The 22,867-nt window shown below is 68.8% G+C and carries 13 protein-coding genes; 3 read left to right on the top strand and 10 right to left on the bottom strand.

Annotation, left to right across the window (positions count from 1 at the left end; translation table 11 throughout):
* Positions 1-48 precede the first annotated feature (48 nt).
* The 3 genes from gabT (at position 49) to ald (ending at position 3,718) form a co-directional block, all read left to right on the top strand.
* Complete coding sequence (gene gabT / locus AC1MB9_RS03595; RefSeq protein ID WP_479963673.1) at positions 49-1,431, top strand: 4-aminobutyrate--2-oxoglutarate transaminase; 1,383 nt, start codon at positions 49-51, stop codon at positions 1,429-1,431.
* Positions 1,432-1,515: 84 nt separating this feature from the next.
* The gene (locus tag AC1MB9_RS03590; RefSeq protein WP_479963672.1) at positions 1,516-2,508 is read left to right on the top strand and encodes an asparaginase; all 993 of its coding nucleotides are present in this window, start codon (positions 1,516-1,518) and stop codon (positions 2,506-2,508) included.
* 94 nt (positions 2,509-2,602) lie between these two features.
* Positions 2,603-3,718, top strand: a complete 1,116-nt coding sequence (gene ald, locus AC1MB9_RS03585; RefSeq protein WP_479963671.1) for an alanine dehydrogenase — start codon at positions 2,603-2,605, stop codon at positions 3,716-3,718.
* Here the strand turns inward: ald and AC1MB9_RS03580 are convergent.
* The 10 genes from AC1MB9_RS03580 to AC1MB9_RS03535 all read right to left on the bottom strand — a co-directional run bounded on the left by AC1MB9_RS03580 (position 3,715) and on the right by AC1MB9_RS03535 (position 22,823).
* Positions 3,715-6,639 (bottom strand): FtsK/SpoIIIE domain-containing protein, encoded by a 2,925-nt coding sequence (locus AC1MB9_RS03580; protein ID WP_479963670.1) that lies wholly within the window; start codon positions 6,637-6,639, stop codon positions 3,715-3,717. The genes ald and AC1MB9_RS03580 overlap by 4 nt on opposite strands.
* Before the next feature lie 91 nt (positions 6,640-6,730).
* Positions 6,731-7,315: an FHA domain-containing protein gene (locus AC1MB9_RS03575; RefSeq protein WP_479963669.1), complete on the bottom strand. Its 585-nt coding sequence runs from the start codon at positions 7,313-7,315 to the stop codon at positions 6,731-6,733.
* The gene (locus tag AC1MB9_RS03570) at positions 7,312-9,690 is read right to left on the bottom strand and encodes a transglutaminase-like domain-containing protein (RefSeq protein WP_479963668.1); all 2,379 of its coding nucleotides are present in this window, start codon (positions 9,688-9,690) and stop codon (positions 7,312-7,314) included. The genes AC1MB9_RS03575 and AC1MB9_RS03570 overlap by 4 nt, the downstream gene beginning before the upstream one ends.
* On the bottom strand, positions 9,687-11,021 hold the full coding sequence (locus tag AC1MB9_RS03565; protein WP_479963667.1) for a DUF58 domain-containing protein: 1,335 nt from the start codon (positions 11,019-11,021) through the stop codon (positions 9,687-9,689). Before AC1MB9_RS03565 ends, AC1MB9_RS03570 begins: the two co-directional genes overlap by 4 nt.
* On the bottom strand, positions 11,014-11,988 hold the full coding sequence (locus AC1MB9_RS03560) for an AAA family ATPase (protein ID WP_479964574.1): 975 nt from the start codon (positions 11,986-11,988) through the stop codon (positions 11,014-11,016). The genes AC1MB9_RS03565 and AC1MB9_RS03560 overlap by 8 nt, the downstream gene beginning before the upstream one ends.
* Positions 11,989-12,005: 17 nt before the next feature.
* Positions 12,006-17,948, bottom strand: a complete 5,943-nt coding sequence (locus AC1MB9_RS03555) for an Ig-like domain-containing protein (RefSeq protein WP_479963666.1) — start codon at positions 17,946-17,948, stop codon at positions 12,006-12,008.
* A 16-nt stretch (positions 17,949-17,964) separates the two neighbouring features.
* Positions 17,965-19,428 (bottom strand): serine/threonine-protein kinase, encoded by a 1,464-nt coding sequence (locus tag AC1MB9_RS03550; protein ID WP_479963665.1) that lies wholly within the window; start codon positions 19,426-19,428, stop codon positions 17,965-17,967.
* Positions 19,429-19,547: 119 nt separating this feature from the next.
* Positions 19,548-20,381 (bottom strand): PP2C family protein-serine/threonine phosphatase, encoded by an 834-nt coding sequence (locus AC1MB9_RS03545; protein ID WP_479963664.1) that lies wholly within the window; start codon positions 20,379-20,381, stop codon positions 19,548-19,550.
* A gap of 51 nt (positions 20,382-20,432) precedes the next feature.
* Entirely contained in the window at positions 20,433-21,518 is a 1,086-nt protein-coding gene (locus tag AC1MB9_RS03540; protein WP_479963663.1) for an FHA domain-containing protein, read from the bottom strand.
* Between the two features lie 93 nt (positions 21,519-21,611).
* The gene (locus AC1MB9_RS03535) at positions 21,612-22,823 is read right to left on the bottom strand and encodes a DUF4192 family protein (protein WP_479963662.1); all 1,212 of its coding nucleotides are present in this window, start codon (positions 22,821-22,823) and stop codon (positions 21,612-21,614) included.
* Positions 22,824-22,867: the final 44 nt, after the last annotated feature.

Below are 22,867 nucleotides of genomic sequence, written 5' to 3'. Positions count from 1 at the left end.
CAGCCCCTTCAGCTTCCTCCAGCAATGGGTCGGTAAAGTGGAGTCATCATGACTGACATCCTCGCCGCTGCGCCCGCCTCCTCCCCCGCTACTTCGACCACCTACTCGGTGCCGCAGGAACGAAAGATTGTGACCGCGATCCCCGGCCCCAGGTCGTCCGAGCTGCACGCCCGGCGCTTGAGTGTCGTATCCAGCGGCGTCACCTCGATGCTTCCCGTGTACATCAAGAAGGCCAACGGCGCGATCATCGTCGACGTCGACGACAACCAGTTCATCGACCTCGGTGCCGGAATCGGTGTGACCACGATCGGTCACACCGAGTCCAGCGTCGTCGCTGCTGCCGTCGCCCAAACCGAAGACTTCGTCCACACCCTGTTCACCGTGACACCGTACGAGGAGTACATTCGCGTCGCCGAGCTGCTCGCCGAGCACACCCCCGGCGACTTCCCGAAGAAGTCCGTGCTCATCAACTCCGGCGCCGAGGCCGTGGAGAACGGCGTGAAAATCGCCCGCAAGTTCACCGGCCGCCGGGCTGTCGCCGTGCTCGACCACGCTTACCACGGTCGCACCGTGCTCACCATGGCCATGAACTACAAGGCCGCCCCGTACGCGACCGGCTACGGACCCCTCGCCAGCGACGTGTACCACGCACCGAGCTCCTACCCGTATCACGACGGCCTCAACGGGGCGGATGCCGCCGCCCGCACGATCGGATACCTCGAGAAGGTTATCGGCGCCTCAGACCTCGCCTGCCTCGTCGTCGAGCCGATCCAGGGTGAGGGCGGCTTCATGGTTCCCGCCGACGGTTACCTTCCTGCCCTGCAGGCGTGGTGCACCGACAACGGCGTTGTCATGATCGCGGACGAGATTCAGAGCGGAATGGGCCGCACCGGAAAGTACTTCGCGAGCGAGCACTTCGGCTGGGTCCCCGACCTCGTCCTGTCGGCCAAGGGCATCGCCGGCGGCTTCCCGCTTGCCGCCGTCACCGGCCGCGCCGAAATCCTCGATGCCTCCCAGCCCGGCGGCCTCGGCGGCACCTTCGGCGGCAACCCGGTAGCCTGCGCGGCCTCCATCGCCGTGTTCGAAGCGATTGAGGCGAACAACCTCCTGGCCGAGGGCGAGCGCATCGGCGCAACCCTGACCGCCGGCCTGACCGTGCTGAAGGACAAGTACGACATCATCGGTGAAATCCGCGGACGCGGCGCCATGATTGCCATCGAACTCGTGCAGCCCGGAACCGGGGACAGCACGAAGGCCCCCAACGCGGCGGCCGTCTCCGCAATCTCCGCGTACGCGGCGGCGCACGGGGTTTTGCTGCTCACCGCCGGCACCTATGGCAGCGTCCTGCGTTTCCTGCCCAGCCTCGCCCTGAGCGACACGCTGATCGCCGACGCCCTGTCGGTGATCGACGACGCCATGGCTGCGCTGTAAACCGCACCCGCATCCCGCACGCCGTTCACTTCCGTCGGAGCTGACCTCGGTCAGCTCCGACGAAAACCAGCCAGGAGCACAACCGTGTCAGAAACCTTCACCGTCACCGATGCGGTCGAGCTCGCCGTTGTGGAACGCAGCGGCTTCGTCGAATCTCGGCATGCGGGTTCCGCGGTCGTGTTGGGCCCCAACGGTGAGGTGCTGAGGGCGCTCGGCGACATCGAGACGCCGATTTTTCCGCGGTCGACGCTGAAGCCGTTCCAGGCCATCGCCGTCATGTCCAGCGGCGTCACCCTCCGGGGAGAGGACGCGGCCATCGCGACAGCGAGTCACAGTGGCACGCAGAAGCACGTCGATCTGGTGCGCGGTCTGCTGGCACGCGCCGGCATCAACGAGTCGGCACTCGGCTGCCCGACCGCCTGGCCCATCGATTCCGCGTCCAGGGATTCGCTCGTGCGTCTCGGGGCCGGCAAATCCGCCGTATACATGGAATGCTCCGGCAAACACGCGGCGATGCTGGTGGCGTGCGTGCAGAACGGATGGTCGCTGACCGGTTATCTCGACCCGGAACATCCCCTGCAGAAACGCATTCTCGATGTCGTCGAACGCTTCACGGGTGAGCGCCCGGTGGCGTCCGGGATAGACGGCTGCGGCGCCCCCGTGCACGCACTGACACTGACCGGGCTCGCGCGCGGCGTCGCTCGCATCGCCACATCGAAGTCGACCTCGCCATTCGCCATCTACCGCGAGGCCGGTTTTCTGGCCGAAGCCGTCCGCGAAAACGGGTGGGCTGTCGCCGGCCCCGGACTCTCCGACAGCATCGTGATCGACCGGCTCGGACTGTTCGTGAAGGGCGGCGCCGAAGGCGTCATGGTCGCGTCAGCCGAGAACGGCGTGACCGTGGCCCTGAAGATTCTCGACGGAAATTTGCGTGCCGCGACGATCGTGGTCCTGAGCCTGCTGGCAGACGCCGGTGCCATCGCCCGCGCCGACGTCGACGCGCTGATCCCCGAGCTCTCCCTCGCCGTCCACGGCGGCGGCCAGCCGGTCGGTTCGATCCGCCCCAGCTACACGTAGCACATTCACCCGGCGCGGGGACGACCGCGGCGATAGCCTTGAGTCAGGCAGGGACAGTGGTGTCCCCCGGCGATGCCTGCAATCAAGGAGCACCATGAAGATTGCTGTCCCCACCGAGGTGAAGAACAACGAGTTTCGGGTGGCCATCACCCCCGCCGGAGTTCACGAACTCACCGCCAACGGCCACGCGGTGCTGGTGCAGTCCGGTGCCGGGCTGGGTTCGACCATCACCGACGAGGCCTACATCGCCGCGGGCGCCACGATTTTGCCGGATGCCGCGAGCACGTGGGCCGCCGCAGACCTCGTGCTCAAGGTGAAGGAACCGATTCCCAGCGAGTACGACTTCTTTCGGCCCGACTTGCTGCTGTTCACCTACCTGCACCTCGCGGCCGAGGTGCAGCTCACCCAGGCCCTGCTCACGGCACGGGTGACCGCCATCGCCTACGAGACGGTTCAGCTGCCCTCCCGCGCCCTGCCCCTGCTCGCGCCGATGAGCGAGGTCGCGGGCCGCCTCGCCCCGATCGTCGGCGCGAACGCGATGCTGAAACCCAACGGCGGGCCGGGGCTGCTCGTGCCCGGGGTGCCGGGAACGCACCCGGCGCGCATCACCGTGCTCGGCGGTGGGGTCGCCGGAACCGCAGCGATGCAGGTGTCCGTCGGTCTCGGTGCCGAGGTGACGGTACTCGACACGAATCTGTTCCGGCTGCGTGAACTGGACGCCCTCTACTTCGGTCGGGTGAAGACGATCGCGTCGAACAGTTTCGAGATCGACAAGGCAGTCATGGAGGCGGACCTGGTGATCGGCTCCGTACTCATCCCCGGCGCGCGGGCACCGAAGTTGGTCAGCAACGATCTTGTCTCCCGTATGCGGCCGGGAAGCGTGCTGGTCGACATCGCCGTGGACCAGGGCGGCTGCTTCGCCGACTCCCACCCGACGACGCACGCCGATCCCACCTTCACCGTGCACCGGTCGTTGTTCTACTGCGTCGCCAACATGCCCGGCGCGGTTCCGCACACGTCCACGTACGCACTCACAAACGCCACATTGCCCTACGTCCGCGCCATTGCAAACCTCGGATGGACAGAGGCCCTGCGCGCGGATGCTCCCCTCGCGCTCGGACTCAACACCTTCGCGGGGAGCGTGGTGAGCGCTCCCGTCGCGAGCGCACACGGCCTCGAACTCCGCCCGCTCGTGGACGTGCTCGGCTAACGGGCGGCAGTGGCCGGCGGCGGCGTACCGATAGGCAGCGCGGCTCGCTCCACCGTCCCGTCGGGACGCAGCACCCACACGTGCCCGCGTCCCGGCGCCAGTGCCGGCGGAACGCTGCGGCGACGGCCGATGACCCGAAATTCACCCAGGCTGCAGCCGTCGAAGACGATCGCGGTCCGAACGCGCAGCGCGGCCAGAAGCGCCCACTGGGTCTGCCAGGCATCGGGATCGCCGATCACCACCTGCGGTCGTGTCCCCCCGCTGAGCTCCAGCCGATCGGAGACCGACAACGTCGGCGCTCCCGTGAGATCACGCACGTCTGCCCCGGCCCGCACACACAGCGTCGCGGTGCGCGCCGGTGACGAGGACACCACCAGCAGCGACCCATCAGTGAGCGGCGCGGCCCGTGCGGCGAGCAGGGGCGGCGTCGCGTCGGGCCGAGGGACGAGCAGCTGCACGCGGAGCCCACGGAAGCGACCGCCCCCGGGCGGGAGAGACGCATCGAACTGAGCCGATTGTCCCCCGGCGGCCACGTGCTCCGCGGCGTTGGGCAGTCGCAGGAGCATCAGGCTGGGGCAGAGCGCCGTGAGACCGTTCAGCGCCCCGGCGAGACGCTGCACCACCATGACGACGGTGATGCCGCGGGCCGCACCGTCACGCAGCAGTGTCGCGATCATGTCCAGCGCGGCGAGCCGGTGTTCCGTCTCCCACCGTGCGCACACCGCATCGAAGTCATCGAACAGCAGCACCCGGGCGGGGCAGCCGTCGGTCCCCTGGATATCGCGGCAAGCCTCGTCGAGCGCGTCCCAGGTGCCCTCGACGTCGGCCGGAACCAGGTCGATCGTCCTTTCGCCGCGGTGCGCCGCGAGGGTGTGCAGCAGGCTGCTCTTTCCCGACCGGGCACCGCCGACGATGAGCAGATGGCCGTCACGGGCCGGGTCCCAGCGAGCCGCCCGATATCGCTGCCGCTCCGGCTCGTCGAAGAGCCCCAGCAGAAGGCCGTCCCTGTCGAATGGATCCTCGGTGTCGTCGACGCCGGAACAGGCCATGTCAGTGAGCCTGCTGGGGAGCGGATCGAGCCATGGGCGGCGTGCCGACGGCGCGGCCACACCCGCGAGGGCACGGATGTCCGGTGGCCGCGTTGTCGCCACCTGGCACAGACGCGGTTCCGCGGCGGAGACCGCGATCAGGCAGCGGCCCGGCAGGTCGATGGGAAGCGCGGCGGCCGCATCCGTTCCGATGACGGCCTGGCTGTCGGCCACATTGTTGACCCGGAGTGAGAGCCTCAGGCTGCAGTTGGCCAACAGTGCGTCCCGCACCACGCCCGACGGGCGCTGAGTGCACAGGATGAGATGCATGCCGAGTGATCGGCCTCGGGCGGCGATGTCCACGAACAGTGCATGCAGTTCGGGAAATGCATTGATCATGGTGCCGAATTCGTCCACGACGATGATCAGCCGGGGCAGACGCCCCGGCCCGCGCGTCAACCGGGAGTCCGTGACGTCGGTCGCGTGGGCGGCGGCGAGCACACCTTCTCGGTGTCTCAACTCCGCCGCGAGGCTTGCCAGCGCCCGGGCTGCCGCCGTGGCCCCCAGATCGGTGATCAGTCCCACGCAGTGCGGCAGCGCCTGCAGGGGCTCAAAGGCCGCTCCGCCCTTGAAATCCACGAGCAGGAACGTCACCTGGGCCGGCGAGTAGCTGCCGGCGAGTGCGGTGACCCAGGTCACGAGCAGTTCGCTCTTGCCGCTGCCGGTGGTTCCGCCCACTACCGCGTGCGGGCCGCCTCGCACCAGGTCGACGGAGAAATCGCCGCTGTCGCCGCGACCGACGATGCAGGCGAGCGAGGCGGGTGCGCCAGCCCCGACCTCGGACGTGCGAAATCGTCCGATCTCGGCGAGAGCGATCGTAGCGGGAAGCGGTTCACCCCGGTGTCCCAGGCCGGCCGCGCGTGCCTGCTGCGTTGCACTGTCCGCAAAACGAATGGCGGCCTCGGCCGAGACCAGCTCCGGGTGGAATTCCAGTCCGACGACGTGCGACGGCGACGCCACGAGCACCGCACGTCGAGGTCCGTGCACCCGCACCACGGTGGCGCATCCAGGTGGCAGCTCGTCGACGTGTTCGGCCACGCTGAGCACCAGCCCGCCGATTGCGGGACTCACGGGTCCCGGCGGGACGAAACCCGGCGGTGCCGCGAGAAGAATCGAGTACCGTGTGCCCGCACGCCCGGGGTCTCGGCTGTGGGGCAACGAGGCGGCCCACGCCCAGTCTTTTGACGGTAGCGGTGCGATCCAGCACTCGCTCGGCGGAATTGCGAAACACAACTGCACGACGACGCCTCTGGCCATGGCACGAGCGAGGGCGGGCGGGCCGATGATCCCGATCCCGCCGCACGCGTCGACGTGGATCGGAGCGTCGGTGAGCGTCGCCGCCCAGCGCCGCAGCTGCCGTTCGTCGCCGACCGCGACAGCACCGGCACCGGAGCCGGAACCGGCTGCGAGCCGCAGCTCGCTGTCGATGGTGCCGCGTCCCAGGCTGACCATCGTTGCGCCCGACCGTCGCCAGCGCCCGGTCCCGGCCGGCTCGGCGAGGATGCACGCGACCGATGGCGTTTGTTGTCGCAGCGCCTGTCGGCGGTCGTCGAGGCGCTCGGCGACGCTCTCGCGCAGCTCGTCGAGCGCGGCGGCGTAGGAGGCCGCGTCACGCGTGGCGCGTTTGCGTTGGCTGCGCCGCATGTCGAACATGCTCGCCACGGCGATCACCGGGCTCAGCACGGCGAAGATCAGCGCGAACGCCGATCCGGTCACGAACCAGATGAGGGCTGCCATTCCGAGGGGCGCGAGCGTGGCGAGCACCGGAAACGCCGACGGCGCGGGCGGCGCCGGCCGGGGTGGAACGGCGAGGGCTTCCTGGGGGAGATTCACCTCGCCAGCACATCACCCCGGCGCCGGGTTCGCGGGCATGTCGTCGAAACCGGCGCGCAAGCTCCGGAAAGACGGGCGGTGGAGGAGCGCTTCAGTTCACGGTGAAGAACTGATCGGCAAGTTCGACCCGGGAACGCCGCGCCACGCGATAGCGTCGGCCGGGTTCGCACCGCACGGGGGCTTCATTGGGCCGGCGCAGCACGGTGCCGTTGCCGGAGAACCGGTCCGTGACCCAGAATTCGCCATCGTGCTGACCGAATTCCAGGTGTGTCTTGGACACCGACATCCCGGCGTCCGCTATCGGGAGGAGCACGTCGAATCTTTCCCCCGGCTGCGGCATCGGGCGCCGGCCGATCAAACCCGAGCCGCGCACGGACACGGTTTCGCCGGTGCTGAACTGCAGCACGAAGCCGGCCGGCTGGTACCCCGTCGACGCGAATGCGCTGCTCGGCACGATCTCGGGTCCGGGCGCGGGTCGTTGCGGCGCCGGTGCGACACCGGTGTCAACGGGAACAGAGACGACCGTGGTCCGCAGCAGCGGGGCGATGATGCTCGTGTCATTCGGCCGTGGATCGGGGCGCTTGCGGGTGAGCGGTGTCGCCGACCGCGAGCTGCCGCACTCGCCGCAAAACATGGCTCCGGTCGGCCGTATCGCTCCGCAAATCTGGCACCTCACGAGCCTGCTCCTTCCGTCCGTGCTGTGATTCCAGCGTACCGACTGAAGGAGCGAAGCGAGATGCTCGCCCGCAGGCGTTGCCGTCGGGTGCGGAGCGCCCCGAGCCCGCGCCGCAGATCATCGACGGCGTCCCACGCCGCGTCGGCGTCCTGCTCCGACGGCGTGCCGGGAGAGAACACGGCGTGGTCGACGGCTCTGGCCAGTGCGGCTGCGCGCCCCTGCAACTGCGCGTCACGGGCGTGCACCGCCTCGGCCAATTCGCCTCGGGTCGCGTTGCCGGGCACCGGGATGGCCTGGTCCGTCGTCGCGTCGGCGAACTCGTGCCACGCGCCACTCATCCGCGCGAGCGGCGTCGACCGGGTGCGGCGCAGTCTGCGGCGACGGGTCTTGGCCGCGATCACGAACAGCACCGGCGAGAGCAGCGCCAGCAGGGCAAGCGCCGTCCACCCGAGCACGCCGGCGGCACCGAGCAGAAACGCGAGAAACGGACTGAGCGCCGCGACGGGCTCCTCCATCGTGCGTTCGGCGGGGGCCGGGTCGCGCTGCTGCGGAGTGTCGACGGCCGGCGGCGGGATCACGGATTGCGGGCGGGTGACGACAGCAGGCTCATCGGGCTGGTTCGCCGGGATATCCCGCACGGCGGGCATCGGGTCGATGCTCGCCCAGGCGCCCGAACTCGACTGAACCTCGATCCACGCCGACGCGTCGGATCCGGTGACGCGAACCGGATCGGCGGCGTCGGCGTGGGTCTGCGGGGCAAACCCGACGACGACCCGCGCCGGAAAACCGATCTGTCGCGCCATCAGGGCGGCCGCGACGGCGTATTGCTCGTCGTCCCCGAGCATGGGCGACTCGGTGACCAGCTGGGTGATGCGATCTGCGCCGTGCCCGGAGCGGCTGAGCGGCTCCTCCGGGCCGATGCCGTGACTGACGTAGCCGTCGCCCGCCAGACCATCCAGGGCCTGCTGCAGTTGCGTCCCCGGTGCGGCGTCGGCATCAACGTAACCGTCAAGAGCCAGGGCGAGCCCGTCGGGAACGACACCGACCGGCGGTTGCACCGCCGACCCGGGGCGCAGGACGGAGAGGTCAGCCACCGCCGACGGCGTGACGGACTCGCTGCGGTACGAATCACCGCGGCTGAGTCCGGTGAGCACGGCGGCGGATCCGCCGATGTCGTTGTAGAAGAACGCGTCCGATCGGGCGAGCGCTGTCGCCCCGGAGAACTCGATCTGTTCCAGCTGGCCGATTCCCGGCACCCAGCGCCCCGCGTACCCGGCGACGGTCACCGAAAGCACCGTCTGCTTGCCCGCGACCTGGCTTTGGTCCAGCCGGTAGGGCAGCCGGGTGAACGAACCGACGGCGCTCTGCGTCTGGGTACTTCCGGCGGAATAGACGATGCCGTCGTAGCTGTCGAGGGTCGCCAAGCGCAGGCGCCCCTCGCTCGGCAGTCCGGTCACCTCAAACAGGGTCTCGTCGGCGAGGGCCGGCTGCAGATAGCGGCGGAATTCGCTCAACGGACTCGCGTAGTCCTGCGGGTTGAAGGGCTGCTGCACCCGGGCGCGCAACACGTCACGCTCCGTGCCGACGGGCGTGGCCGCCGCCGCGACCGTGCCCACCAAGACGGCGACGACGAGCAGGGCCGCGGCGCCGCCCACGGAGCGCAAATCCGAACGGTGCTCGTGGCGGGTTTGTTCGGCCGGCCCCGCCGGCGGGCGGGTCGCCGTTCGCCGGTTGCGGCGCATCCACAGCAGCCAGCCGAGCACCACCGTGAAGAAACCGATGCCGCACAGAACAGGCGAGAATGCGGACGTCGGTCCCAGCACGATTCCGGCGAGAAAAAACAGGCTCGGCGCCAGAACGGCGCGTTCGGGTATCCGGGACCGCAGTGCCGTGGACAGCCCCGCAACGGTCGACACGAGAACGAGGACGAGCACGGGAACGAGCAGGGTTTGGTAGGAGCCCACAGGGAGCACGATGGTGACCAGTTGCTTCCAGCTCAGGGCGCTGGCGGCCAGAAGGTCGACGAGGCCGGGACCGGTGGGCCAGAGGCCGAACGCGGCCCGGCCGGGTACCGCGAGGGGAACCCCGACGAGCAGAAAACCGGCCAGGGTCGCGAGCATGACGCCCCAGGCCGGCCATCGGAACCGAACTCCGCCGCCCGCGATCAGGGCGCCGACGACGAATGCGCCGAAAACGGTGACGACGAATTGGCGGCTCTGATACACCGGCCACAGTGTGACGGACGCCGCGGAAGTCGCCAGCAGAAGCGCGAGCACGTGCCCCGCCACGAGTCGCCATCGTGGGCGCTCCCCCGCACGCGCCGCCCGGCGGGACGTCGCGCCGGGCGCCTCGGTCGTACGTTTCGGAAGACTCATGCGGCCTTCGTCCGTGCGAGGCTCTTGTGCAGGTCGTCGAGGAACCCGATCGTGATCACGCTGAGCTCACCCATCCGACGGTAGTTTGGCACCGCCTCCGGTTCGCACACCACGGCGACGACCTGCACACCGGCGGAGAAGCGGTTCGCGGCGGCCCGCAGCCCGCGAGCGGCGAGCGTGGAACCGCAGACGAGGAAGGCAACCGAGATACCGTTCACGGCGTCGGAGGCCAGACCGGCGACGTCGGCGAGCGGCAGGGCGGACGGGTGCCGTTCAACCGCGCTGAGATCGTCAAGCAGTCGGTTGCGGGTCACCGTGTTGAGACCGCGCATTGCCGCCACCGGCCGCCGCGCGTACGGCGGGGTGAGAGCGCTCACCGACACGGACACGGTTCGGCCGTCGCGAATGGCCCGCACCCCGAGGGACCCTGCCACGCTCACGGCCAGCTCGAACTCATCATCGGTGGCGCATTCGCCCTCCTGCAGCCCCAGCACGACCATCAGTTCGCTGCGGCGGGTCTCCTCGAACTGCCGCACCATCAACGTGCCGGTCTTCGCCGTGCTCTTCCAGTGGATGCCGCGGCGCTCGTCCCCGGGAACGTATTCCCGCAGGGAATTGAAGGACACGTCGTTGGTGGTGAGATCGCGCGTCGGGTTGCCTTCGAGGTCACGAATCAGTCCGGTGCTCATGCTGGGGATGGAGATGGTGCGCGGGTGAACGCGCAGCAGGGTCTTCTCGGCCCAGACCAGTTCCTTGTGCACCAGCCCGACCGGGTCGGCGCGAACCGTGCGCACCGGGCCGACAGACACCAGTCCCCGGCGCAGGGTGGGGACGGCGAAATCGTGACCGAACTGCGCCTTCCGGCCGAGGCTCGGCATCGGGATGACCGACACCGCCGGGCCGATCGGCACCTCCACGCGCACCGCCGGCAGTCGACGGCGGGCCGGGTTCTGCACGACGACCCGCCCGGTGACCGGGTCGCCGACGACCACACGGTCCGCACCGAGGCTCAGGGAGACATCGTATGTCGAGCGCCCGAGCAGGTAGGCACAGGCCAGCAGGAGCAGCGTCAGCCCGGTCCAGGCGATCACGACGAGTTCCGTCCACCCGGCCAGGTATCCGCCGAGGAAGGCGAGGACAACCGTGACGGCCATGCCCCACCCGAGGGGCGTCACGACGGCCCGCACGACCCGGAACGCCCGCGCGAACCGCAGGCGCGTCGACGCCGTCCGCTGCAACGCCCCGGCGACGATACGGGTGAGGTGCCCCTCCGATGCGGTCGGCGCGGTGCCGCCGCCGCGGGTCCGGGAGTTCGTCCCGGTGTCAGTCACGGTGGGCTCGTTCGCTGGGCGGGGGCGTCTCGACAACGATCTGGGCGATCACCTGCGAGGCCGTCGCCCCGTCGAATTCGCTTTCCGGATCGAGCAAGAGCCGGTGCGCGAGCACCGGCTCAGCGAGCACCTTCACGTCGTCGGGAATGACATAGTGGCGGCCGTTGGCGGCCGCGAGGGTTTTGGCCGTGCGGATGAGCGCGAGGGCGCCCCGCACACTCACCCCGAGTCGCACTTCGGGTGCGGTGCGAGTGGCGTCGATCAGCCGGGACACGTAGTCGGTGATGCTCGGGTCCACGAACACGGTGCGGGCGAGGGCGGCGAGCTCGACCACGGTTTCGGCGGTGAGCACGGGCGTGACGCCGACCTCGTGAGCGCGATGCCCGGCACCATCGAGGATACGGATCATGGACGCGTGGTCGGGGTAGCCGATGGCGGACTTCATGATGAATCGATCCAGCTGCGCCTCCGGGAGCCGGTAGGTTCCGGCCTGCTCGATGGGGTTCTGGGTGGCGATGACCATGAAGGGCGTTCCGACCTGGTGTGTCACGCCGTCCGTGGTCACCTGACCCTCCTCCATCACTTCGAGCAGCGCCGACTGGGTCTTCGGGCTGGCCCGGTTGATTTCGTCGGCGAGCACGATGTTGGCGAAAATCGGGCCGCGATGGAATTCGAACGCGCCGTGGCGTTGGTCGTAGATGCTGACTCCGGTGATGTCCCCCGGCAGCAGGTCGGGCGTGAACTGAACACGGTTGCTCGTACCGCGCACGCTCTGCGCGATCGCGCGGGCCAGTGACGTCTTGCCGGTGCCTGGCACGTCTTCGAGCAGCAGGTGGCCCTCGCTGAGCAGCGCCGTGAACGCGAGGCGAATGACGTGGTTCTTGCCGAGAACGACGTGTTCCACGCCGCTCACCAGCCGGTCGAACGCGTCGGCGAACTGGGTGGCCTGCTCGGGGAGCATCGTCATGGGGAGGTCTCTCTCGGTCATTTGTCGTAGTCGTAGGAGTGCGTGTTCACGGTCACCGTCAGCCGCACCGTGCCGGCCGGCGGCGCATCCGGCAGGGTGCAACTGTTCGGTGAATCGGCGGGAGTGGGGGGCTCGCCGCCGGGTTCGGGAACTGAGCAGACATAGCTCGCCGGGACGGAACCGTTGGGCGGGTCGCTGGTCCAGGAGAACCGGCCGGTGGCGGCGTCGTAGCTGACTCCGGCCACGGCGCGAGTGACGGATGCCTCCGGCGCGGTCACCGGAGCGGACCACGGACCGCAGCCGCCCCAGGCGTTGCACGCTCGAACCTCCACCGAGACGGTGTCACCGAAGGCACCACCGATCAGTTCCCTCGGCCATCCCACCCCGTCGAAGGCAACGACGTCGCCGGTGCCGTCTGCAGCTCGCAGCTGGTAGCGGTCACCGCCGACCACGGCGCTCGCGGCGATCTGGTAGTCCCATGCCGTTCCGCGAGAGCGCATGGTTCCCGTCACGACGGGAGGTCCGACCGGGTCGGCGCGAATCACGGCGGAGGCCACGGCGGACACGGCGCATCCGGCACGGTTGTAGCCCCACACCACAAAGGAATACCGACCGTTGGTGCCGGTGAGTCCGTCGAACTGTGCCGAGCTCGCCATGCCGGACACGGCGAGCTGTGCGTCGACGACGCCCCCGACGACCGGGGCGGTCAGCGCGCCGGGCGCCGGGGAGGTGACGGAGCACACCTGGGAGCCGGACGGCGTGCGGGTTCCGGTGATTCGCTGCACGAAGTAGCCGAGCATCGGGTCGCCGGAGTTGGCGAAGGGGCTCCACGACACGGTCACCGAGCCGGTGGCGTCGCTTCCCGACGCCACCACGTTGGCTGCCTGCGGGGAACCGTAGGGGGTGCCGCTGCCGCGGGCGATCGTCCAGCTGCTGAGTTCGGGTAGCGCGTCGTTTCGGGCGCTCACCGTGAACTCGACCGGTGCGCCGTTCGTCAGGCCGTTCACGTCGATGCTGCAGCGTGCCGCCGCCGAGCACCGCACCCCGGTGGCGCTCACCTCGGGTTGCGTCGTCCCGCCGACGGTCAGGACGTAACCGCGTATGGGCGTGCCGCCGCCTCCCGGCGACACCGTGCCCCAGCTGAGGCGCAGGCCCCCGTCGAGTGGGACTGCGACCAGGCCGGTCGGCGCGACGGGCACCACGTCGGACCACACGTCGCTGCGCAGCGTGGTGACCGCGGATGCTCCGAGCGCGTTCTGCGCGGCGACCGACACCCGAACGGCGTTGTCGCGGCCGTTTCCCCGGGTGAAAACCTGGCACGACGTGGCCTGGCACAGGGTCGTGCCGAGCACCGCACCGGAATCGGCACCGCGCAACACGATCTGATACCCGGTGATCGGCGAGTTGTTCGCGGCGCCGGCATTGAACGCCACCGTGAGCGATCCGTCGCCGAATCCGCGCACGGCCACGTTCGTGACGGTTTCCGGCACATCCTGCACGGAGATTCGCACGGTGCCCCACGCGTAACGGTCGGGGTCGCCGGTGGCATCCGCCACCTGGTACTGCAGGTTCGTGTCGACGGGCGCCGCATCCGCGGACACGCGGATGCTGAGTCGGCTGGAGTCGGCGCTCGGGGTGATCGTGACCCCCGGCGGCACCGTCGCGCCGCCGAGGCCGCGCACATCGATCACACGCAACGGGGTGGCGGGGAACGGGTTCGCCGCCTCGTCGTTGGTGAGCACATCAACGACGGTGGTCTGCCCCCGTGGCGCGATGGCGGCATCCGCAGCGGGAATGGCGGTCGGCCTCGTGGAGGCGACGACGCGCAGGTCGATGCGACCGGAGCGTCCGTCGGCGAGACTGTCCCGCACTCCGATCAGGATGGGACGTGACGTTCCCTTGACGGCGGAGCTGTCGGCACGGAGGGTGAGCTCGTGGGCGTTGAGCGTCGCGGTGAATCCCGCGGGCTTCGGGTCGAGAACCGTGAACGCGAGCTCACCGACGTCGTTCGGGTACGGGTAGGAGGTGAGTTTGCGCAGGTCGATGACCTTCGCCTGCTGGGGCTCGAAGTCGATGACCGCACCGTCGAAGGCGGGCGGTTGATTGTCGCTCGGCGTCACCGTGATCGCAAGCACGATGGTGTTCGTGCGCCCCGCGGGGTCGCTCGCGGTCGAACCGTCCGTCACCTCGAACGAGATGGAGGCCGGACCGAAGTACCCGGCGGCGCTCGTGTACTGCAGCCGCGTGGTTGAAGCCGCGAGCACGGTCCCGTCGGCGTGGGTGGCGCGCACGGTGCTTGTGTCGGTGAGCCGCACCGTTCGACCGTCGACTGCGACCACGTAATCATTGATGTCGAGCGTCAGCGTCGTCTCACTTTTCACGGTGAGTGTCGGCACCCCGCTGCGTAGTTGCGGCAGGGCATCTCGAAAACCGGGGACCCAGACGAACGCGTACGACACGATGGCGTGATCGTGGGGGTGCGTGACGGAGAACGGAATGATCTGCGCGTGGTCGGCGAGTGTCACCTGGATGCGTTTGTTGTCGGTGACGGTGGCCGTGTTCGTGAAGCCGGGCAGCACGGCCAGGTCGAGGGTGCTGGAGGCGCCTTCCGCGAAGAACACCTGCGAGAGAACGTCGACGTCGACGCTTCGTCGGCCCTGAATGTCGCTCAGGGTGAGTCGGGTGTCCCTGGCGATCGGCTGGGACCGGGGCGCGTCCTTGCTGACCGCGACGGTGAGGAAGTTGGAGCTCGTGCCGCCGCGTTCGTTCTGGATGACGTAAATGTATCCGTAGCGTCCCTCCCGCGCAGGCGCCGTCACGGCGATGACGGCGTTGTCGACGACGGCAGAACCGGAATCGACGCCGGGGTTGCTCGTCTCGACGCTCACGATGCTCAGCGTGCCGCCGTCGGCGTCCGAGTCGTTGTCGAGTACCGGCACGGAGACCGTGCCACCGGGCCGCATATTGACCTCGTCGGGGGCGGCGATCGGATTGCGTGCACCGTCCGGGCGTGCGCTGATGCCCACACGCACGGTGCCGGTGGCGCGGGCGCCGAGCGCGTCGACGATCGCGTACGTGAAGGTATCGGTGCCGGTGGAGTACTCCCCGGCGGTGTACTCGAACGAGTCCGAATCCATGCCGGTGACGGCGCCCTTCTCCGGGTTGGTTTCCTGGCCGAGCAGCTGCACCGAATCATTGTCCGGGTCGATCCCGTTCAGCGGAATCGGAATATGCACGGTGCTGCCGGCAAGAACCCTGGCCACGACGGTCTGCGGCTCGGGTGCGTTGTTGGTCGCGGCATCCGCTTCACGCACCAGGATTCGCACCTCGGCGTTGGCGAACTGACCGTCGGGCGCCGTGACGCGGTACACGGCGGTGTAGTTTCCGGCGGTGGCGGGCGCCAGGTATCGCAGCACTGTGCCGGAGGTGAAGAGCAGCCCGGCCTGCCCGGTCAGTCCCTCGGTGAGCGTTGGGTCGAGGGTGAGCGGGTCGCCGTCGGGGTGTTCGTCATTGGCGAGCACGGGGATGTCGACGGCATCGTTCACCCGCACCGACACGGTATCGGGCCGTGCGCGCGGTGCCTGTTTCTGCGACACCGCGGGAAGCTCAATGACGGTGACGGTGCCCGTGGATTCGAGGAGCCCGTTGCTGACCCGGTAGCCGAAGGACACCGAGCCGGTGGGCAGCGGCCGAGTGAGGGTCACGCGCACAAACCGTTGTTCGAGAATTTCCACTCGGAGGCCGCTGTCTGCGGGGATGCTCGATGTTCCTGTGACCAGCAGGACTCCCCCGGCCGGGTCGAAGTCGGTGGCGAGCACGTCGACCAGCGTCGGCTGGCTGCCGCGGATGAACGCGGTGTGCGGAACGGTGACCGGTTGGCTGTCGATGTCGGCCGCGGCCGACACTTCGACGCGGATGTGTCCGGTGGCTGTTTCTGTTCCGTCGGTCACCGCGTATTCGAGGTAGTGCGTGCCGACCTCCAGACTCACGAAACGGAACGTGCCCTCGTCCCAGCGCGGCGTGATCGTCACGTTCGGCTTGGCCGGAACGCTGCTGAGCCGCAGCACGCCTGAGCCGCCGCGCGCGTGCTCGAGCGGTGACAGGGTGATTTCGGCGCCGGCGGTGGCGAGGGCCGAGAACGAGTCGGTCAGGATCGGAACCGTGCCGGCCGCCCGCACGAACACGGTCAGCGCTCCCGCCCCGACGTCGCGACCGTCGGACACGGTCAGGGCAACGTCGGTACGCCGTTCGGCGGCGGTATTGCCGGTTCCGCCCTCCGTGAATGTCACGGCTCCGGCTGGGGTGAAACCGACCTGGTCCGGCGCGTTCGTCGCGGCGGACGCCAGGTAGAACGGGTCACCGTCGGGGTCGATCCAGTCCCCGAGTACCTGAGCGGTGACCTGGCCGGACGCGTCGACGCTGGCCCGGGTGATGCGTGCCTGCGCGGGCGCGGAGTTCTCCTCGTCGCCGCGGATGCTCACCGTCACGGTGGCCGACGCCGTTCCCCCGCGACCGTCGGTGATCGAATAGGTGAAGGTCACGGGTTGGGTGGCCGTCGGCGGCAGGGTCAGTTGCAGCTGCTGGTTGTTGGCGACGAGTTCGAGGCGTCCCCGGTCCGCGGAGATGTCGCTGAATCCCGAGATCATGATCACGTCGTCGTTGAGGTCGTAGTCGTTGAGCAGCACGGGGAGCACCGTCGCCCGCCCCGGCCGGGCACCGAATGCGTCGTCGAGAGCGACGGGAGCCACCTGCGTCTGTTCGAAGGACGGCGGGGTATCGCCGTTGTCCTCCTCCACGGTGTGCCTGGTCTGATCGGTGTCGACCAGGTCGGCCCAGTTGTCGATGCGTTCGTTGCGTTGCTGCACGGCCCACGTCGTGCCGTTCACGGCGTCGTTGAGCACGACGCCGTCGCCGTTGAGTCGAAATTCGAGCCGCGCCGATGCGGCGATTCCGTCCAGAGGCGCCTCACCGGAGGTGTCGGCCGTGCCCGGTGCGTCGGAGCAGTCCCGCCACGCCGTTCCGTCCGCCCAGGCGGCGTAGTCGCAGGCCCCCACGGATGCCGGCGCCGCCGCCGAACGGTGACGCCCGGAAACCAGTTGTTCGGGTGATCCGCCGGCGAGGGGCACGGAGAGCAGTCCGCCGTTGTGCGCCACGAGCACCCGTTCGCCCTGGGCACTAGCCTGTTGGATTGCGGGGTTGTCGGTGGGGCCGAGGTCGACGTCAGTCTCCTCGAGGTACAGGTGCGCGGTGGTTGCGTTGAGCAGGGCCCAGCTGCCGGCCACGCTGGAGATCTGGTAATCGTCATCCGCCGTGCCGACCAGTCGTCGGCCGGGCTGTTCGGTCGCTGTGCCCGCGGGCATCGTCGCGAGCGCCGTCGTGTGCGTGACCACGTTTCCGGCCGTCGTGTCGATCTGCAACAGACTGCCGGTGCCCGGGGTGAACGCGGTCAACAGCCCGTCCGGGTCGAGGGTCACCACGGTGCCGGCTCCGAGGCTCAGCGTCGGTGCGGACAGGCCGTCAAAATCGGCGATTTCGGCGGCGGGCAGGGTCCAGATGTCGCCGTTCGACGTTACGACGGCGCGATCGGCGCCGAGCAGCACGGTCGGGTCGAGCGGAGGCAACGGTACGCTGCCTGTAATCTGCGCCGTGGCCGCATCGACGATGTCGAGCGAGCTGTCCGCGCGGTCAAGCACGAACACGCTCGCGCCTCGTTGCAGCACGTCGAGACTGTCGCCGTCGACACCGACGACGGTGTTCAGCTCCATGACGGCGGTGTTGGCACGGCCTACGGACTGCCGTGACTCGTTGGTCACCCACACGGCGGCGTCGCCGAGGTCGAATCGTTGGGCGGTGTACCCGCCGGAGACGACGGCGATCGTCGCGACCAGAGCGGCGATCACCACGCCGCTGGTGACGGTCGCGATCAGCGAGCGGTGGGTGCGCCCCCAGTCCCACCTCACCGGGTCACCGGTGGTATCACTGGGTCACCGTTGCGTCGACGCATTTCTCGGCGCTGGGTTCGCCGTTCGCCCCGGCCCGGTTCACCGTCACGGTGACACAGACCGTGTCCCGGCCCTCGGGGTCGACACCGAACTCCGTTCCCCGCTGGATGCTCTTCTCTCCCGAGCGAAGCTGCACGACGTAGTTGTCGCTGGACTGCACGCCGGGGTTCTGCCACTGAAAGACGATCGAGCCGCTGCGCGGGGTGCCGCTGATGTCACTCACCTGAGGGATTCCGGCGGTGCGTTCTCCCGCGACCAGTGTCAGCACCAGGGCCGCGACCCCGGCCAGGAGGATGAGGCCACCCGCCGAGGCGAGGCCCGCCCACCGCGGCGGGCGGCGACGCGCGTACGACGTGTCGCGCTGCCCACGGGTCTGTGTGCCACGAGGCCGGGAGGAACGCTCGCGTGTCTGCGAACTCGCCGGGGCGGTGCCGGCCGACCGACGGCCTCGCCTTCGGGCGCCTGCGGGCAGGCCGGGTCCGGTGATCCGCGTGTGGTCCAGGACGTCGACAGGTGTGGCTGCCGCCCAGTCATCGACGGACACTTCAAGCGGTGTCTGGGCAAGACCCAGCTCCGCCTCCACCGATTGCAGTTCCCGGATCAGTTCCAGAACGCTCTGCTGGCGCTGCGCGGGAGAGCGACGCATGGCGCGACCGAGAATGTCGTTCAGTCGGGCCGGGATCCCCGCTCGATCGATCGGCGCGAGCCGGGCCCGTCCGATCCGTGCCGAGAGCGCAGCCGTCCCGTTATCGCCGCCGGGCACCTCGAACGGCGAGCGGCCGGCCAGCAACGAGTAGAACGTCGCCCCGAGCGCCCAGACCTCCGACGCGATCGACCCGTGCACGTCGCCGTGCAGCACCTCCGGTGCCGACCAGGGAATGGACAGACCGACGAGAGCGGAGGGCGCACCCGCGGTGCCGTCCTCGTTTCCGGTATCCGCTTCAGCGTCCGCGAGCGTCGCCGCGATCCCGAAGTCCGAGAGCACCGGATGCCCGTATGCCGTGAGCAGAATGTTTGAGGGTTTGATGTCCCGGTGCAGCACCCCCGAGCGGTGGGCGCTCTCGACGGCGCTGGAGATCTTGATGCCGATCCGCAGCACGTCGGGTACGCTCAGCGGCTCCGAACGGTAGCGCTGGCTGAGATTCGCCGAGCAGTATTCCATGACAAGGTACGGTCGACCGTCCGCGGAGATGCTCGATTGAAACACGGTGAGAATGCAGGGGTGCGAGCCGAGCTGGGCCATCACATTGGCCTCGGCGCGAAAAAGCTCACGCACCTGATCGTTGACCACACCGGCGAGCAGAACCTTGACGGCCACGGGGCGGCGAGGCAGGTTCTGTTCGAACAGGAAGACGTCGGCGAATCCTCCGGAGCCGAGGGCTCGCACGTAGCTGAAACCCGGAAGCGTCGGAGGCGTAGACGGGAGACGTCGTGCCATGATCGCCTCCGTGCCGGTTCAGGTAGGCCGGTCAGGTTTCACCGGCCCCACGCCACCGAAAAAACGGCACCGTGACCCTTATTGTATGCAGACCGGGCGGCCGTTTTCGCCGGTAGGGCTTAGTTTTTGACGCCGATGGGATCAGCCGCGGTATCTTCCGAGTCGGTGAGGTCATTGACGCTCACCACGTCAACTACGATCACGGTCACGTTGTCGCGACCACCGTTCTCCAGCGCGGCTTCGAGGAGCGCCGCCGCCGCGTCCGCCGCGCTTGAGTTCGACAGCAGAAAGTGCCGAATCCCGTAGGACGTGATCTCCTTGGAGAGGCCGTCGGAGCAGACGAGAATGCGCATTCCCTCCTGCAGCGGCAGGATCCGGTAGTCGGGAATGGGGGGCTCGTGAAAGCCGACGGCTCGAGTGATGATGTTGCCCTGCGGGTGGACCTCGGCCTCTTCACGGGTGATGCGACCGGCGTCAAAGAGCTCCTGGACGACGGAGTGGTCGGTCGTGACCTGCTCGAGGACTCCGGCGTTGAGCTGGTACACCCGCGAATCCCCGATGTTGAAGGCAATCCAGTTCGGTGTTCCAGACACCACGGCGAGCGCGACGCCGGTGACCGTCGTGCCGGTTCCCTGATCGGTGACGCCGACGCCTTTGGCCATATCCTCCACCGCGAGGCTCAACGCAGAGTCGATGGAATGCGCGTCGAGCACCGCTTTGCCCGTGTGTTCGGCGAGGCGCGTCACCACAGCGGCGCTGGCGACATCGCCGGCGGAATGGCCGCCCATGCCGTCGGCGACCGAGAAGATGGGCGGCTGCGCGAGCAGGCTGTCCTCGTTCACTTCACGCCGGTGACCGACATCCGTAAGGGCCGACCAGGCCAGGGTGACACTTTTGCCGGTGGAAGGCAGCTCGACCGTGAATTCCGGCGAGCTCTGACCAATCTGGGTCACGGGTGATGCCTTCCAACGTCGAATCTGCAGAGAATAAAGCCAGCCCCTGGTTCAACGGAGGACTTCGATGATATTACCGTCCCCAATGTCGACCCGGGTACCGGGGCGCACCGCGACGGACTGCCCGGGGCGCAGCCGCTGACGCCGTCCGCGCTCCGGAAGCACGATGGTTCCGTTCGTGGAGCCGACATCGGTGACCACCACAGAGTCGCCGTCCTGACGGATCTCCAGGTGCGTTGCCGAGACCGCCGACGTGCGAGAGCCGATGGTGATCAGTCGCGTATCGGCTCGGGTTCCGGCTCCGATCCGGGCCGATTGCGGACGCCGCCCGAGCAGGTAGACGGTGTCCAGTCGGCGTTCCGTGCCGTCGGGCAGCCGAAACCCGTAACGTTCGAGTTGCCCGCCGGCAGGCTCGGACGCAGGTTCTTCGCGGGTCTCGCGGGGCGGGGTGGCCGGTGCCCGAAGCACGGTGTCTTCGGCGGGCGCGCCGTCGCGTTCCGCCGTTGTCGGGCGCGCCGCACGCGGAGCGCGCAGTACCGTGTCGTCGAAGTCGTCGCCCGACGGCGGTATCGGTGGCGAAGCCGGCACGTAGGTCGGTGAGACCGCGTGCGGTGCATGTTCGGCCGGCCCGGCCGGCCCCGCGCCCAGCAGAGCAGACCAGAACAGCGCGCTGCCCGAGATCGCCCCGGAATCGATGGTCTGTCCGGAACCAAGCTCCGCGGGATTGACCCGAGGGATCCCAGGGGAGCCGATGGTGAGCCCGGTGACTGAGACGAACGCGGCCGAGAACCACGGCGCCCCGCCCGCATCCGAGATGCGGCGGGAACCGCCGACCGAGAATACATCAACAGCGACGGCTCCGCGCACGGTCACTGACATCGGCACACCGTCGGTATCGGTCGTTTCCCCCAGGATGACGACGGCGACGCGGTCGACGGCCTCGTCACCGTGCAGTGGAATCACCGTCAGGACGTCGTCGGCCGTGGCGAGGGAGGGCCGATCCCGGTTGCAGAGCGCTTCCAACAGATGCGCCGGCGTCGTAGCAGGGAGAGCGATCAGATGGCCGGGTCCCACAATGAATGTCCACTCCGGCGAGGCCCCTGGCCACAGGGCGCAACCCACTCGTCCCACGTTCATTCCACCACCGCTTTCTGGAGCGCCGAGAGCCGGTTGGGTCCCCTGATATCGCTTAAGCCTGCACTGCCAGTATGTGCCGAGCGGACGATAAACTCACGTTGCCGCGGGCTGTCCCCCGTCGCCGGTCGACGCAGCGGGAACCAGGTAGACCCAGTCGGGCAGCAGGCCGGAGGAGAGCAGCCCGCGCAGCAGAACGGCCATCCCGTAGTCCGGACTGATCGAAAGCGCCTGGTCGATGAAAATCGCGGCGACGGAACCACGACCGAGCGCCCAGGACAGCCATGCGAGCATGCACAACGGTGCGGGCCTCGCCGATCGTGGGGCACTCGCGACCACGACCCTGAGCAGGGCGATTCCGCGCTTGATCCGTTCGGGGTCCGGGCGTTGATCGGTCAACCCGAGCATAAGATCGCCGATGGCCGCGGCCTCGGGGCTGATTCCCCGTCGTTCCTGCTCCTCGACGAGGTCATCGAGGTCCCGCCCGGTCACGGCCTGGAGCGCCCAGTAGTACTTGTTCACGGCCCGGGCGTCTTCACCGGCCTCCCGCCCGAACGCGAACTGCAGCATGACCTGGTCCCGGTTGCCGGCACCCTGCAGAACGAACAGGAGCCGGGCAACGTCGCCGGTGTGCGGGGACGCGGTGTCCCAGGCGAGAGCTTCCTCCGCGATCTCAACGGAGTCCAGAACCTCACCCACAACGGGCAGGAGTTCCTCCGGGGCACCGGGCGCTGCGTGCAGGCCGGTATAGCGGCGGTACTCCCGCGCCACCCGCTCGCGTCGGGCGGGCGACACCCGCGGGAGCTCCGTGCCGCTGGCCAGCGTTCCGAGGCTCTCCCGCGCACTCGATGGCGCGGACGCGTACACACGGGACGTCGTAATGTCGCCGAGGGGGCGGCCGGAGACCGGGCGGTGCGGGTCGAGGTAGGAGCCCCAGCCATCGGCGCCCACGCACAGCGCATCCCGCACGAGAAACCCGCTCATTTCGGCGCGCTTCACGAGGCAGCCAACGAACCGCTCCTGCGGAATCCCACCGGCGTCGCTGAACGATTCCCCGGTGTAGGCGATGGGCACGACGGAATCGACTCCGGGAATCTTGCACAGAGTCCCGATCAGGGTGGTCGCGATGCGTCTCAGCACCTTCGCAGTGGCATCCGGTTCGGGCAGGTTGAAGCGCAGTGCCCCGCAGGTGCGGTTACCGCGAAAGGCGACGAGAACCATGCTCTGCTCGGGGTGAAACCCGACGAGCTGGGGAACGAGTGCCAGGAAGTCGAAGGCTTCCCTGGTCTTGACGATTGTCGGCTGCATGGGACAAGAGTGGCCGCCGCCGCCTCAGCGGAGGTCAACGGCGG

It is taken from the genome of Cryobacterium sp. AP27 (genome assembly GCF_056680495.1).
Note: the sequence above shows the minus strand (reverse complement) of the source record. Positions and strands in the feature narration are given on the sequence as shown.

Excerpts from the sequence above, each read along its gene's own strand:
- gabT (WP_479963673.1), top strand. The coding sequence starts at position 49 with ATGACTGACATCCTCGCCGCTGCGCCCGCCTCCTCCCCCGCTACTTCG.
- ald (WP_479963671.1), top strand. The coding sequence starts at position 2,603 with ATGAAGATTGCTGTCCCCACCGAGGTGAAGAACAACGAGTTTCGGGTG.
- AC1MB9_RS03570 (WP_479963668.1), bottom strand. The coding sequence starts at position 9,690 with ATGAGTCTTCCGAAACGTACGACCGAGGCGCCCGGCGCGACGTCCCGC.
- AC1MB9_RS03560 (WP_479964574.1), bottom strand. The coding sequence starts at position 11,988 with ATGACGATGCTCCCCGAGCAGGCCACCCAGTTCGCCGACGCGTTCGAC.
- AC1MB9_RS03550 (WP_479963665.1), bottom strand. The coding sequence starts at position 19,428 with ATGGCACGACGTCTCCCGTCTACGCCTCCGACGCTTCCGGGTTTCAGC.
- AC1MB9_RS03540 (WP_479963663.1), bottom strand. The coding sequence starts at position 21,518 with ATGAACGTGGGACGAGTGGGTTGCGCCCTGTGGCCAGGGGCCTCGCCG.
- AC1MB9_RS03535 (WP_479963662.1), bottom strand. The coding sequence starts at position 22,823 with ATGCAGCCGACAATCGTCAAGACCAGGGAAGCCTTCGACTTCCTGGCA.